Source organism: Streptomyces sp. NPDC090499, assembly GCF_044769305.1.
In the GTDB taxonomy this organism is placed as follows: Bacteria; Actinomycetota; Actinomycetes; order Streptomycetales; family Streptomycetaceae; genus Streptomyces.
The window spans coordinates 1-13,926 of the sequence record NZ_JBIVXP010000021.1; the positions used below are offsets into that span (position 1 = coordinate 1).

Below are 13,926 nucleotides of genomic sequence, written 5' to 3' on the forward strand. Positions count from 1 at the left end.
GGGGGGGGGGGGGAGTGGGGGGTGGGTTGGGGGGGGGGTTTTTGGTGTTGTTGTTGGGGTGGGGGGGGGGGGGGGGTGGGGGGGGGGGGGGGGGGGGGGGGGTGGGGGGTGTGGGGGGGGGGGGGGGGGGGGGGGGGGGGGGGGGGGGGGGGCCCCCCCGGCCGGCGGGGCCCCCCCCCCGCCGCGGACGGCAGGGACGCTGACAGCGTGAACGCATCGTCGATCGTCTCGTCGGCAGGGAGCGCCGCCGTCTCCGTGGGCAGCGCTGTGAGCGGCGCGGCGGCGCGTACGGAGAGCGGTCGCGCCACGGCCTTCCGAGGCAAGCCGGCCGAGCAGCCCTGGCAGAGGGAAACAGGTCCACGGCGCGCCGCTGCTCCCGGCGTTCTGCGGGGTCGTACCGAGGAAATGACGACGGCTCTGCAAAGGCTCCGTGCGACCGCGCGTGGCGGGCAGGAGCCCGTCCCGCCCGCACTGCCGGCGAAGACCTCGTACCGCACCGGCCACGACGCACCGGGTGCCCCTGACGGCCGCGAGCTGTGCACAGGCCGTCCTGGTACCCGCTGTGCGAGAACGACCGGGCCATCGTGGCGGAGGCCCGGTCGTTCATGGCCGGGCGCACGAGTGCGCCCGTCCTGACCGCGGACGGGTCCCGCACCGCGTCCATCGCCCGACCGGTCGCCGTCGCGCGGTGCGTCGTCCAGGCGCTGACCGCGGTCGTCCGAGTGACCCGTCGAGACCACACCTCGTGCTGGAAAAGGGGATGAACCGTATGACGAGTACCGGATTCACCGGCCGTGACCTCCGGACGAGGCCGACCGACGGTCTGGCGATCCGCTTCGTCGACACCGGTGAGCAGCCGGGCCCGACGTTGCTCATGACGAGCCCGTGGCCGGAGAGCCTCTTCGCCTTCCGCCGCCTCTGGGGCGGGCTGGCGCCGACGGCCCGGCTGATCGCCGTCGACCTGCCGGGGTTCGGGCACTCCGAAGGCCGGGACGAGTTGTTCGCGCCGTCTGCCATGGCGGACTTCCTGTACCGGCTCATCGGCGAGTGGGGCCTGGACACACCGCACCTGCTGGCCCCGGACGTGGGTACGGGCGCGGCGCTGTTCCTGGCCGCCCGCCACCCCGGCACGGTGGCCTCGCTCATCGTCGGCAGCGGTGGGGCGGCGTACCCGCTGGAGGTGGCCGGCGCCCTTGCCGAAATCATCGCGGCTCCCGACACCGGCTTCCTCAAAGACTTCGACAGCCGGACCTCGGTGGGTGCCACCGTCGAGGCGGTGGCACCGCGGGCCGAGGAACCCGAGGTCTGGGAGGACTACGTCACCGCGTACGAGGACGGCAGGTTCGCCGAGTCCGCGCGTTACGTGCGCGCCTACCCCGCGGAGTTGCCCGCACTGGGCCGACTGCTGCCGTCCATCGTCACCCCGGTACAGGTGATGAACGCCGAACACGACGAACTCGTGCCGCCCTCCAACGGCAGGTACCTGCACGGAAGGCTGCCGCACAGCCGCCTGACGGGCTTCGACTCCGGCCACTTCCCCTGGGAACAGAGCGCGGCCGAGTACGGCGCGGTCATCGCCGACTGGATCGGCGGCGCGTACGCCCAGGTGGCTTCGGCCTGACGCGGCCCGGCCCGTGACCGTCACCAGCCACGCAGAGGGGACCGGAACCACCGTCGGCTCGCGAAGCGGCTGCCGCGAACAGTCACCTCGTCAGGGGTGATGCCCAGCTGGGAGGTCATGTCGTCGGCCGAGGTGTGCCGGCTGAACAGCGCGAAGTAGGCGTACTGGCGAAGTGGCATCCCGTGGAGGTCAGCCGCGCGGGAAGTGGGCCGACCGTGTTCTTTGCGTGCCCGGCAGTCAGGCAGCCTCGGTGACCGGAGGTGCGACCTCGTAGCACCGCCGGTCACGGATCAGGGCCCAGATGACGTTGACACGTCGGCGGGCGAGGGCGAGCACGGCCTGGACCTGCTTCTTGCCTTCGCGGGGGTACCGCACCGTTCACCGGGCGCGGCAAGGCCCCAGGAGTGTTGTCCAGGAGCCCCTCGTATGGCTGCCTCCGATCTCCACTGCTAGACCGTGGCCATGTCGAACTGCTCCCAGGTGCCGATGGCGGCGCGGTTGGCGATGAGAGGGACGGCGCCTGCGTTCTCGGCGGTGACGTACTTGCCGTTGGCGGCGGCCAGCAGGCTGACGGTGCCGTTGGAGTTCTTCACCAGCTGGAAGGTCTCGTAGCTGCCGATGGCGGTGCGGTTGGCGATGAGGGCGGAGGCGCCGGCGTTGTCGGCGCAGACGATCCGGCCGTTGGCGCGGGAGCGCAGGGCGATGTTGCCGCTGCCGAGGTCGATCTGGTCGAACTTCTCCCAGGTGCCGGCGGAGTCGCGGTTGGCGACGAGGGGGTCGGTGCCTGCGTTCTCGGTGGTGACGTACTTGCCGTTGGCGCGGGCTTTGAGGGTGACGGTGGCGATGGCGGGGGTGCCGGCGGACGTGCCGTTGACGTAGGGGGCTGTGGGGCGGGTGGCGGTGAGGGCGAGGGTGCCGTTGAGCATGCGGGCTCCGTCGCCGGTGAGGCGCAGGTAGTAGTCGGCGGAGCAGGCGGTGCCGTCCTCGTCGAGGGCGAGCAGACCGGAGTCGGTGGGGACCCAGGCCTGTGATTCGGCGGTCTTGGCGATCTGGTTGCCCTCGTTGTACTCGTCGTACATGGAGATGTAGATGCCCTGCACGCCGGCGCGGACCATGTTGTAGAACTGGCGCCACATGAAGTCGCCGTGGGCGCGCTGGTGTTCGGCGACGTCGCCGGGCAGGACGCAGGGCTGGTAGTCGATGCCGTGTGCGGCGCAGTCGGCGACGTCGGGGACGGTGGCGTTGGTGTAGAAGTTGTCGGCGTCGGAGGCGGTGCTGATCCGGCCGACCATCCAGGGGGAGATCATGTCGAGGGCGTGGTAGACGTCCGCGAAGCCGGAGCGGGAGTCGCCGGTGCCGGTGCGCCACCAGGTGGGGACGCCCCCGATGACGTAACAGCCCTGGTTCTTGAACCAGTTGACGACGTCGAGGCAGGCGTCGGCGGTGAAGGCGTGCTTGTCGTCGTTGAAGCCGAAGCCCCAGATGCACACGACGGGTCTGCCGTCCTGGGTCGCGTAGGCCGAACTCGCCGTGTGTGCCGACATCTTGTTCGCCCAGTCGGTCTTGATCTCGGACTGCATGTTCGTCCAGCCGCTGACGTCGTACATGACGTAGAACTTCCGGCCGTACGCCTCGGCCGCGCTGCGCACCTTGGCGGCCATGCCGTCCCGTGTCGGGCCCTCGCCGCCGGTGGGGTTGAAGCGCTGGAGGGCGGCGGTGTCGATGCCGTACTGCTGCATCCACAGGAAGTGGGTGTCGACGGTCTGCTGGTCGTAGGAGGAGAAGAGGGCGGGGGCGTGGCCGTTGCCGAAGGCCGCGAAGGCGGTGGGGTAGGTGTGGGTGTAGTCGCGGATGTCGGGCCAGGCCTTGATGCCGTTGTTGGTGGGGGAGGGGGTGGAGGCGCTGTTGGGGGCCCAGTGCCACCAGGCGTTGATGGGTGCGCCGTCGCCCTTGCAGGCGAACCAGCCCTGGTAGCCGACGGTCACCCTGCCCACGACGTCGCCGACGGCACTCGCGGTGGTGCTGGTGCCGGCCGCCGAGGCGAAGCGGGTGACGCCGAACGTGCCGAGCGCGGCGGCAGCGGTGCCGCCCGCCGCGGTGCCGAGCAGCCTGCGGCGCGACCAGGCCGGAGCGCGGTGGGAAAGGGCCTTGCGGGGCTCCGGGGTGGGAGCGGAGGTGTCCATGTGAGGGGAGGGACCGCCACCGGTGCCGCCGTAACAGAAACCGGGCGGGATCTTTTCGGCTGCCCTACTTCGCCGGGCGGTCCCCGCTCCCCGGCTGCTCCAGATGGGTGGCGAGGACGGCGGCCTGGACGCGGCGCTGGACGCCCAGCTTGGCCAGGAGGCGGGAGATGTGGTTCTTGACGGTCTTCTCGGAGAGGTAGAGCTTCTTGCCGATCTCGCGGTTGGTCAGGCCGTCGCCGATGAGGGCGAGGATGTCCCGCTCGCGCGGCGAGAGGCCCGCCAGCTCGGGCGGCACGGACGGGGTCTCGGCGGGGTCGGCGCGCAGCGAGCGCATGAGGCGGGCCGTGGTCGCGGGGTCCAGCATCGACTGGCCCGAGGCGACCGTGCGGACCGCGGAGACCAGGTCCGAGCCCCTGATCTGCTTGAGGACGTAGCCGGAGGCCCCGGCCATGATCGCGTCCAGCAGGGCCTCCTCGTCGTCGAAGGAGGTGAGCATGAGGCAGGCCAGACCGGGCATCTGGTCGCGCAGTTCCCGGCAGACCGTGATGCCGTCGCCGTCGGGCAGCCGGACGTCGAGGACGGCGACGTGCGGGCGCAGGGCGGGGCCGCGGGCGAGGGCGTGCTGGACGGTGCCCGCGTCGCCGACGACCGTGATGTCGGGTTCCGCGTCGAGCAGGTCCGTCAGGCCGCGCCGGACGACCTCGTGGTCGTCCAGCAGGAACACGCGGATCGGGTCCCGTTCCGAGAAGGTGTGCGGCTCCGACGTCATGGCGTCCCCTTGTCCCCGGCATCCCGGCCTGTCCCGGACCACGGGCAGACCGTGGACTGCCCATGAGGATCATCGTCCGCCGCGGCCGGTCGCACCAGGGCCGACCGGCCCCACTTGCCCCAGCGGCGGGTGCCGCCGACGGCGGGCGGTGTCAGACGCTCACGCCGGCGCCGTACGGGGCGTACAGGTCCAGCAGCCGTTTGCGGGCCGCGCGCAGGCGGTGCGCGAGCACCTGGCCCACCCACTGGCTGACCGCGTTGCCCAGCGCCGGATCCTCCCCGCACAGGGCCAGGACGGTCGCGGCGTCGAACTCGTAGGCGCGTACCGGTGTGGTGGCCTCGGCACCCAGGTGCCAGACGGGCGGTGCGAACAGCCAGGACCAGCCGATGAGCTCGTTGTGCCCGAGGCTCTCGATGACGGCCGCCCGGCGGCCCGGGACGTGCATGTCGAGTTCGACGCGGCCGGTGCGGATGATCCAGAACCGGTCGGCGTGACCGCCTTCCTCGAAGAGCCGCGTGCCCTGCGGGAAGGAGACCTCCCGGGCGTGGCGCATCAGCTGCCGCTGCCGGTCGGCGGGCAGGACGCGCAGCATGCTGAGGGTCGACGGGGTGTTCATGGCCTGCCTCCCGGGGCGGGACGTGGGTACGGGCTGCCACTGCCAGCGTGCGGTGCCGGGACCGGGCCCGCCATGGGCCGAGCGGTCCCCCGGACCGGGACCTTCGGTGCGGCCGCGGACCGGACGGCCGCTCCCCGCACGGCCGCGCCCGGCCCCCGTCTCACCCGTCCGGTTGTGCGGCCAGCCACGCGCGGTAGGCCGTCACCGCCGTCGGCAGGGTCGGGAAGATGCGGTCGTGGCCGACCGCGTCGGCGAGGCCGTACGCCTCCAGGCTCTCCATCAGGTCCTGCTTCACCCGGGCGAGCGCGAAGACGACACCGCGTGCGGTCAGTTCGCGGCGCAGGGCGTCCACCGCGTCCAGGGCGGTGATGTCGACCTCCACGTTGGCCTCGGTGTTCAGGACGAACCAGCGGACCGGCGTGGTCTGCTCGTCCACGGCGGCCAGGGCCCGGCGCCGGAAGTTCTCGGCGTTGGCGAAGAACAGGGGCGAGTCGTAGCGGTAGACCAGCAGGCCGGGGATCGTGCGGGCGGTGGGGTAGTCGTCGACGTCGTGCATGCCGGCCACGCCGGGCACCAGGCCCTCGACCGCGTCGTGCGGGCGGGCCACCCGGGTCAGCAGCTCGGCCACCGACAGGCCGACGGCGACCAGCACGCCGTACAGGATGTCCAGGGCGAGGACCCCGGCCAGGCAGCCGAGCGCGAGGAGCAGTTCGCGGCGGCGGAAGGCGGCCAGCCGGCGGAAGCCGGCGAAGTCCGTCATTCGGGTGGCCGCGTAGACGACCAGGGCACCGAGCACCGGCGCGGGTGTCCGGGTGAGGAGGGGGCTGAGGAAGAGCAGGACCGCGAGGACGAGGGCGCCGGCGACCAGGGAGTACGCCTGGCTGCGGGCGCCCGCCGAGGTGGCCAGGGCGGTGCGGCTGGCGCTGCTGCTCACCGGGAAGCCGTGCACCAGGCTCGCGCCGAGGTTGGCCGCGCCGAGCGCCAGGAACTCCTGGTCGGCGTCGAGCCCGGGACCCTCGTCGGGGCCCCGGCCGGCGAACGCGCGGGCGGTGAGGACGAAGTCCGTGTACGCCACCAGGAGGACGCCGAGCGCCGGGAGGACCAGGCGTGGCAGCTCGGCCGGGTCGGGCACGGCGAGGTCGGGCAGACCCGCCGGGACGGTGCCGATGACCTTGATGCCGTAACGGTCGTCGAGGTCGAACGCCACCACGGCCGCCGTGCCCAGGACCACGGCCAGCAGCGGTCCTGGGAGCACTCGCACGTACCGCGTGACGACGAGGAGGAAGAACAGCGTCGCCGCCGAGAAGACCACGGTCGCCGCATGGGCTTCGCCCAGGTGGGTGAAGAACGACCAGAGTTGGGGGAGGAACTCGGTCCCCGCCACCGGAACTCCGGTGAGTTTGGGCAGCTGGTCCACGACCATGATCAGGGCGACGCCGGCCAGGTAGCCGATCAGGACCGGACGGGAGAGCAGGTCCGCCAGGAAACCCAGGCGGACGGTCCGCGCGACCAGGCAGAGCAGACCGACCGTGGCGGCGAGGCCGGCCGCCAGGACGGCGTACCGGCCGGGGTCGCCGGTGGCGAGCGGGGCGACCACGGTGGCCGTCATCAGGGCGGTCGTCGACTCCGGGCCGACCGACAGCAGCCGCGAGGATCCGAACACCGTGTACAGGGCCAGGGCGGGCAGGATCGCCCACAGACCGGCGACCGGTGGCAGCCCGGCCACCCCGGCGTACGCCATGACCTGCGGCACCAGGTACGCGGCGACGGTCACCCCGGCCAGCAGGTCGCCCCTCAGCCAGGAGCGCCGGTAGCCGAGCAGCGAGACGAGTCCGGGAACGAGCCGGTGCCACCCCGGGGGTCCGCCGCTGCCGTGGGTCATGCGCCGCCTTCCGTCCGGTGATCCCGGCATCCGTGGTCCGTCGTCACCTGCTGCGGGGTCCGGGGCGCCCGGGGCCGCCCCGGTGCCGTCGGCCGCACCGTCCGGCCCCGGGCGTGGGCCGGGCGGCCCCGGTCCGGGACCAGTGGCCCCTGCCCGCCGGACCTCCCGGACCCGACGCTGGAACCGGATCCGCCAAAGGAGCCCCCGCGCGGTCCCTCGGCGCAGCAGCCCAGGAGGTGAAGCTCATGTCTCGCACCGCCACCGCGGCAGTCGCCGGCCCGGCCGGACCCACCCGGCGGCACCGTCCGGCGGCCCGCTCGCTCAGAGGCTCGCCGCGTGGTCGGGGACGTAGGTCTGCAGATCCCGCGGCGGGCGCTCGTAGCCGGTCGACGGCGGCCGCTTCGGGAGCTCCAGCACCGGCGGCGGCACGTCGTGGTACGGCACGGTCGACAGCAGGTGGGCCATCATGTTCAGCCGGGCCCGGCGCTTGTCGTCGCTCTCCACGACGTACCAGGGCGCGTCGGAGACGTCCGTGTGGACCAGCATCTCGTCCTTCGCCCGGGAGTACGCCTCCCAGTGGGTGATCGACTCCAGGTCCATCGGGGAGAGCTTCCAGCGCCGCAGCGGATCCTCGAGGCGCTTGCGGAACCGGTCCTGCTGCTCGGTGTCGCTCACCGAGAACCAGTACTTGCGCAGCAGGATCCCGGACTCCACCAGCATCCGCTCGAAGATCGGGCAGTGCCGCAGGAAGAGCTGGTACTCCTCCTTCGTACAGAAACCCATCACGCGTTCGACGCCGGCCCGGTTGTACCAGGACCGGTCGAACAGCACGATCTCCCCGGCCGCCGGGAGCTGCTCCACGTACCGCTGGAAGTACCACTGGGTGCGCTCGCGCTCGGTGGGTTTCGGCAGCGCCGCGATCCGGGCGATCCGCGGATTGAGGTGCTCGGTCACCCGTTTGATCGTCCCGCCTTTGCCGGCCGCGTCCCGTCCCTCGAAGATCACTACAAGACGTGCACCCGTGGCCCGCACCCACTCCTGCAGTTTCACCAACTCGGTCTGCAACCGGAGCAGTTCCGCCTCGTACACCTTGCGCGGCAGCTCCGCCGCCTGCTTGCCGGCCATGCCGCCTCCGCCGCCCGATGACCTACCCATGGAGCCATCCCGATGTCCAAGGCCGAACACCAGGACGCCACCGTACTGTCCGACGAGGAACTGCGCACCCTGGACGCGCACTGGCGTGCCGCCAACTACCTCGCGGCGGGCCAGATCTACCTGATGTCCAACCCGCTGCTCACCGAACCGCTGCGCCCCGAGCACATCAAGCCCCGGCTGCTGGGCCACTGGGGTACCTCGCCCGGCCTGAACCTCGTGTACACCCACCTCAACCGGGTGATCGGGGCCCGCGGCCTGGACGCGCTGTGCGTGTGGGGGCCGGGCCACGGCGGTCCGTCCGTGCTGGCCAACTCCTGGCTGGAGGGCAGCTACAGCGAGACGTATCCCGACGTCCCGCGGGACGCGGAGGGGATGGGCCGGCTGTTCAAGCAGTTCTCCTTCCCCGGGGGCGTGCCCAGCCACGTGGCCCCCGAGACGCCCGGCTCGATCCACGAGGGCGGCGAGCTCGGCTACTCCCTCTCCCACGCCTACGGTGCCGCCCTGGACCACCCGGACCTGCTGGTCGCCTGCGTGATCGGGGACGGTGAGGCGGAGACCGGGCCGCTGGCCGCGTCCTGGCACTCCAACAAGTTCCTCGACCCCGTCCGCGACGGGGCCGTCCTGCCGATCCTGCACCTCAACGGCTACAAGATCGCCAACCCGACCGTCCTGGCCCGCATCCCCGAGTCCGAGCTGGACGAGCTGCTGCGCGGCTACGGCCACGAGCCGATCCACGTCACGGGCGACGACCCGCACGAGGTCCACCGGGCCATGGCGGCGGCGATGGACGACGCGCTGGACCGGATCGCCGTGATGCAGCGCTCTGCGCGCGAGGAGGGGATCACCGAGCGCGTGCACTGGCCGGTGATCGTGCTGCGGACACCGAAGGGCTGGACCGGTCCGGCCGAGGTGGACGGCGTACCGGTCGAGGGCACCTGGCGGGCTCATCAGGTGCCGCTGGCCGGGGTCCGTGAGAACCCGGAGCACCTGCGGCAGTTGGAGGCGTGGCTGCGGTCGTACCGGCCCGAGGAGCTCTTCGCCCCCGACGGTCGTCCGGTCGCCGACGTGCTCGCCTGCGTCCCCGAGGGAGCACGGCGGCTGGGCGCGTCGCCGTACGCCAACGGCGGGCTGCTCGTCCGCGACCTGCCCCTGGCCGACCTCGACGAGTTCGCCGTCCCCGTCGACAAGCCCGGTACGGCCCTGCACGAACCCACGCGGGTGCTCGGCGACCTCCTTGCCCAGGTCATGAAGGACACCGGGGCGCGCCGGGACTTCCGCGTGGTCGGCCCGGACGAGACCGCGTCCAACCGGCTGCAGGCCGTCTACGACGCCAGCGGGAAGGCCTGGCAGGCCGGGCTGCTGCCGGTCGACGAGCACCTGGACCGGCACGGCCGGGTCATGGAGATCCTCTCCGAGCACACCTGTCAGGGCTGGCTGGAGGGCTATCTCCTGACCGGCCGGCACGGGCTGTTCTCCTGCTACGAGGCGTTCGTGCACATCGTCGACTCGATGGTCAACCAGCACATCAAGTGGCTCAAGACATCGCGGGAGCTGGCGTGGCGGGCGCCCGTCGCCTCCCTCAACTACCTGCTCACCTCGCACGTGTGGCGCCAGGACCACAACGGCTTCTCGCACCAGGACCCCGGCTTCGTCGACCACGTCCTCAACAAGAGCCCCGAGGTCGTCCGCGTCTACCTCCCGCCGGACGCCAACACGCTTCTCTCCGTCGCCGACCACGCGCTGCGCAGCCGCGACTACGTCAACGTCATCGTCGCCGGCAAGCAGCCCTGCTTCGACTGGCTCTCCATGGACCAGGCCCGCGTGCACTGCGCGCGCGGCGCCGGGATCTGGGAGTGGGCCGGCACCGAGGACGGCACCGGCGAGCCCGACGTCGTGCTGGCCTGCGCCGGTGACGTGCCCACCCAGGAGGTGCTCGCCGCCGCCCAGCTGCTGCGCCGGCAGCTGCCGCAGCTGGCCGTCCGGGTGGTGAACGTCGTCGACATGACCCGCCTCATGCCCAAGGACGAACACCCGCACGGGATGACCGACTTCGAGTACGACGGCCTGTTCACCGCCGACAAGCCGGTGATCTTCGCCTACCACGGCTACCCCTGGCTGATCCACCGCCTCGCCTACCGGCGCACCGGCCACCAGCACCTGCACGTGCGCGGCTACAAGGAGTCCGGGACCACGACCACGCCGTTCGACATGGTCGTCCGCAACGACCTGGACCGCTACCGGCTGGTCATGGACGTCATCGACCGCGTTCCCGGCCTCGGGGTCAGGGCTGCCGCCGTACGCCAGCAGATGGCCGACGCCCGCACCCGCCACCGGGCCTGGATCCGGGAGCACGGCACCGACCTGCCCGAGGTCGCCGACTGGACCTGGACCGGCTGAACGTCCCCGTCCCCCGTCCCGGTCAGGCGACCGGGACGGGGGCGTCTCCGCCGGCGAGGGCCTCGGGCAGGCCGGGATACAGCTCGAACACGTCATCCAGCCCCGTACGGCGCAGCAGCCGGCGGAAGTCGTCGTCCGGCGCCACCAGGCGCAGTCTGCCGCCGCGGTACCGGACCCGGTTGCGGGCCCGGCACAGGAGACCGAGGCCGGAGCAGTCGATGAACGACACGGGACCCAGGTCGACCACCAGGTCGGGCTCCGCACCGGAGGTCAGGTCGTCGAGGGCCACGGAGAGGACCGGAACCGCCAGGAGATCGAGGTCGCCGTGCAGGGTCACGACGGTGGTGCTCCCGTCGGTCCGGGTCGTGCGGTACGTCGCGGACCTCGTGTGGTTGTCGGCCATGGAAAGAGCGAAGTCCAGCCGGCGGGCCGCGCGGAAGGGCCGTTCGGCCCCCTCGGCGCTCCGGACGTCCCGTCCTGCGGTGCTGCGGGCGTCCCCGTCCCGCGTGCTCCGGCACGGAAGTGCCCGTCCGGCGGCCGGCGGGGACCGACCGGCCCAAGCGGACCCCGCCGGGCCGGGCCAGGCTGGATCCGCGGGACGACACCGACGAGGTCCCGGCGCCGTCGTACGCGGGACAGCCGCCGTGAGAGAGGCGCCGTGCGAGAGGTGTCGTGAGAGAGCTGCCGTGCGAGAGGTTGGGAGACGGGACGGCCGATGTACGCCAACGACGGATTCCGTGAACTCGACCGGTGGGAGTGCCTGCGGCTGCTCGGCGCGGTGCCGGTCGGCCGTATCGTCCACACGCGTGGGGCGCTGCCGGCCGTGCTGCCCGTCAACTTCGGCCTGGACCGGGACGGGGCGGTGGTCCTGCGCACCTCCGAGGCCTCGGAGCTGGTACGGGCCGTCGACGGTTCGGTCGTCGCCTTCGAGGCCGACGAGGTCGACGCCGTCGCGCAGGCCGGCTGGAGCGTCGTCGTGACCGGCCGCGCGGCCGTGGTGAGGGACCCCGGCGAACACGCGAGGCTCGTCCTGGACGGCCCCAGGTCCTGGGTTCCGTCCCCACGGGAGGTCTTCGTCCGCATCGAGCCGGAACTCGTCACCGGACGGGAACTGACCGGCGGCCGCACCCGGTACGGCCTGGACCCCATCCCCTGATCCCCGCCCCGCTCCCGTGGCACTCCCCGTCGGACCGGGCGGCACGGAGCGACACCGCGGGGGACCGGTGCCGCTCCTGGTCCCAGTCTCCCCCGGCCCGTGCCCCGCGGCAGGTGCCGATGGTCACCGGTTCGGGACCGGTCGGCCCTTACGCCCCGGGCGGCGCACCCGTTACGGAGGCTCCGTTGCGGTGGTCTCCGCCGCGCCACGCGGACACCCGTCCGACTTGCCCGATCCAGGTGCCCGGCGTGGCCGGCCCGCACTACGGTGGGCATGGACCGGACCTGCCGGTGTACGAGTCGACGGGGTCGGGAGGAGTGCGGTGGAGAGCCATGAGGCGGCCCGGGTACGGCTGCCGCAGCTCAGGCTGGACGAGCTGCTGGGGGAACTGCAGGCCCGGCTGGACGCGGCGCGTGGCACCCGGGACCGGGTGCACAGCCTGCTGGAGGCGGTGCTCTCGGTCGGCCGGGAACTGGACCTGGAGCAGGCTCTGCGCAGCATCGTGGAGGCGGCGGCGGTGCTGGTCGACGCCGAGTACGCGGCCCTGGGCGTGATCGGGCCGGACGGCAGGCGGCTGTCGGCGTTCCACACGGTCGGGGTCACCGAGGAGGAGATCGCCCGGATCGGCCCCTTCCCGGAGGGCCACGGGATCCTCGGCGAGCTGATCCGCGATCCCGAGCCGCTGCGCCTGGCCAAGCTCTCCGAGCATCCGGCCTCGTACGGCTTCCCGCCGAACCACCCGCCCATGAACTCCTTTCTCGGTGTCCCGATCCGGGTCCGCGACCAGGTCTTCGGCAACCTCTACCTGACCGAGAAGCGGGGCGGCGGCCAGTTCGACGAGGAGGACGTGTCGGTGACGTCGACGCTGGCCGTGGCGGCCGGGGTGGCGATCGACAACGCCCGGCTGTACGAGGAGTCGCGGCTGCGCGAGCGCTGGCTGCGGGCGAGCGCGGAGATCACGAACAGTCTGATGTCCGGCAGCCCGAGCGCCGAGGCCCTCGGGCTGATCGCCGAGCAGGCCAGGGAGATCACCGGTTCGGCGCTGGCCGCGGTGGCGACCCCGATGGCGGACACCGACTCGCTCACGGTGGAGATCGCCGTCGGCCTGGACGCGGACGCCCACCGGGGGCTGGTGCTGTCGCTGGACAGGACGCTCATGGGCCTCGCGTTCGCCCGGGGCGCCCTGGTGACCAGCACGGACGTGGTCAACGACGAGCGGGTCTCGCCCGAGCCTCCGCGGTTCGCCGGCCTGGGGCCTGCCGTGGCCAGCCCGATCGGCACCGGTGAGGCGGGTGTGCGGGGCGTGGTGCTGCTGGCGCGTGAGACGGGCCGGCCGCCGTTCACCGTGAAGGAGACCGAGCCGCTTCAGGTCTTCGCGGCGCAGGCGGCCCTCGCGATGGAGCTGGCGGAGCGGCGGCGGGACGCCGAGGAGATCGCGGTGCTCAAGGACCGCGACCGGATCGCCCGGGACCTGCACGACCTGGCGATCCAGCGGCTGTTCGCCACCGGGATGACCCTGCAGAGCGCCGGGCGTTTCATCGAGCACTCGGAGGCCGCGGAGCGGGTGCTGCGGGCCGTGGACGACCTGGACGAGACCATCAAGATCATCAGGTCGACGATCTTCGGGCTGCGGACCCGGGAGGGCGGTGCCGGCAGCGGGCTGCGGGCCCGCGCGGTGCAGGTGGCCGGTGAGGCGGCCCCGGCGCTCGGGTTCGCGCCGAGCGTGCGCATGGAGGGGCTGCTCGACACCGACGTGCCCAAGGAGATCGCCGATCACGCGGTCGCGGTCCTCTCCGAGGCCCTGACCAACATCGCCCGGCACGCCCACGCCGACCGCACGGAGGTCGTCCTGGCGACCGACGGGCACGAGCTGTTGCTGAAGATCACGGACAACGGCGTGGGTATCCCGCCCGACGGCCGCCGCAGCGGGCTGCGGAACATGGCGGAGCGGGCTGCGGAACTCGGCGGCCGGCTGGAGTGGGACTGCCCCCGGGGGCCCGAGGGCGGGGGAACGGCGCTGGTGTGGCGGGTGCCGGTCGTGGGGAAGCCGTAGCGGCGGGGCGGATACCCGCCGCCGCACCCGGCGGCCGTCCGCGGTGCGGGCCCGACAGGTGCACCCGTCCCGCCGCACCGTCCCGACGAGGCCT

At 72.7% G+C, this 13,926-nt stretch carries 11 protein-coding genes and 1 pseudogene; 4 read left to right on the forward strand and 8 right to left on the reverse strand.

Going from position 1 to position 13,926, the window contains the following annotated elements:
• Nucleotides 1–769: 769 nt before the first annotated feature.
• Nucleotides 770–1,621, forward strand: a complete 852-nt coding sequence (locus ACIQVL_RS43310) for an alpha/beta fold hydrolase (RefSeq protein WP_403478230.1) — start codon at nucleotides 770–772, stop codon at nucleotides 1,619–1,621.
• A gap of 20 nt (nucleotides 1,622–1,641) precedes the next feature.
• Here the strand turns inward: ACIQVL_RS43310 and ACIQVL_RS43315 are convergent, their stop codons facing one another.
• From ACIQVL_RS43315 to ppk2, 7 genes and pseudogenes are all read right to left on the reverse strand, one after another.
• Nucleotides 1,642–1,800 carry a DUF4279 domain-containing protein gene (locus tag ACIQVL_RS43315; RefSeq protein WP_403440532.1) on the reverse strand — a complete coding sequence of 53 codons (159 nt, stop codon included), beginning with the start codon at nucleotides 1,798–1,800 and terminating at the stop codon, nucleotides 1,642–1,644.
• 58 nt (nucleotides 1,801–1,858) lie between these two features.
• Nucleotides 1,859–1,981: pseudogene (locus ACIQVL_RS43320) on the reverse strand (IS110 family transposase); the annotation flags it as partial.
• An 89-nt stretch (nucleotides 1,982–2,070) separates the two neighbouring features.
• A complete protein-coding gene (locus ACIQVL_RS43325; RefSeq protein ID WP_403478231.1) occupies nucleotides 2,071–3,804 on the reverse strand; it encodes a xylosidase in 1,734 nt (577 codons plus the stop codon).
• A gap of 64 nt (nucleotides 3,805–3,868) precedes the next feature.
• On the reverse strand, nucleotides 3,869–4,573 hold the full coding sequence (locus ACIQVL_RS43330) for a response regulator (RefSeq protein ID WP_403478232.1): 705 nt from the start codon (nucleotides 4,571–4,573) through the stop codon (nucleotides 3,869–3,871).
• 151 nt (nucleotides 4,574–4,724) lie between these two features.
• Entirely contained in the window at nucleotides 4,725–5,189 is a 465-nt protein-coding gene (locus ACIQVL_RS43335) for a cyclic nucleotide-binding domain-containing protein (RefSeq protein ID WP_403440539.1), read from the reverse strand.
• Between the two features lie 160 nt (nucleotides 5,190–5,349).
• Entirely contained in the window at nucleotides 5,350–7,071 is a 1,722-nt protein-coding gene (locus ACIQVL_RS43340) for a SulP family inorganic anion transporter (RefSeq protein ID WP_403478233.1), read from the reverse strand.
• A 321-nt stretch (nucleotides 7,072–7,392) separates the two neighbouring features.
• Complete coding sequence (gene ppk2 / locus ACIQVL_RS43345; protein WP_403440545.1) at nucleotides 7,393–8,196, reverse strand: polyphosphate kinase 2; 804 nt, start codon at nucleotides 8,194–8,196, stop codon at nucleotides 7,393–7,395.
• Between the two features lie 42 nt (nucleotides 8,197–8,238).
• Between ppk2 and ACIQVL_RS43350 the strand changes: the two genes are divergently transcribed.
• Nucleotides 8,239–10,623 carry a phosphoketolase gene (locus ACIQVL_RS43350; protein ID WP_403478234.1) on the forward strand — a complete coding sequence of 795 codons (2,385 nt, stop codon included), beginning with the start codon at nucleotides 8,239–8,241 and terminating at the stop codon, nucleotides 10,621–10,623.
• 22 nt (nucleotides 10,624–10,645) lie between these two features.
• Here the strand turns inward: ACIQVL_RS43350 and ACIQVL_RS43355 are convergent, their stop codons facing one another.
• The gene (locus tag ACIQVL_RS43355) at nucleotides 10,646–11,026 is read right to left on the reverse strand and encodes an STAS domain-containing protein (RefSeq protein WP_403435510.1); all 381 of its coding nucleotides are present in this window, start codon (nucleotides 11,024–11,026) and stop codon (nucleotides 10,646–10,648) included.
• A 312-nt stretch (nucleotides 11,027–11,338) separates the two neighbouring features.
• On the opposite strand from ACIQVL_RS43355, the gene ACIQVL_RS43360 reads away from it, so the two are divergent.
• On the forward strand, nucleotides 11,339–11,779 hold the full coding sequence (locus ACIQVL_RS43360; RefSeq protein WP_403478235.1) for a pyridoxamine 5'-phosphate oxidase family protein: 441 nt from the start codon (nucleotides 11,339–11,341) through the stop codon (nucleotides 11,777–11,779).
• A 322-nt stretch (nucleotides 11,780–12,101) separates the two neighbouring features.
• Nucleotides 12,102–13,832: a GAF domain-containing protein gene (locus tag ACIQVL_RS43365; RefSeq protein ID WP_403435514.1), complete on the forward strand. Its 1,731-nt coding sequence runs from the start codon at nucleotides 12,102–12,104 to the stop codon at nucleotides 13,830–13,832.
• The last annotated feature ends 94 nt before the right edge of the window (nucleotides 13,833–13,926 follow it).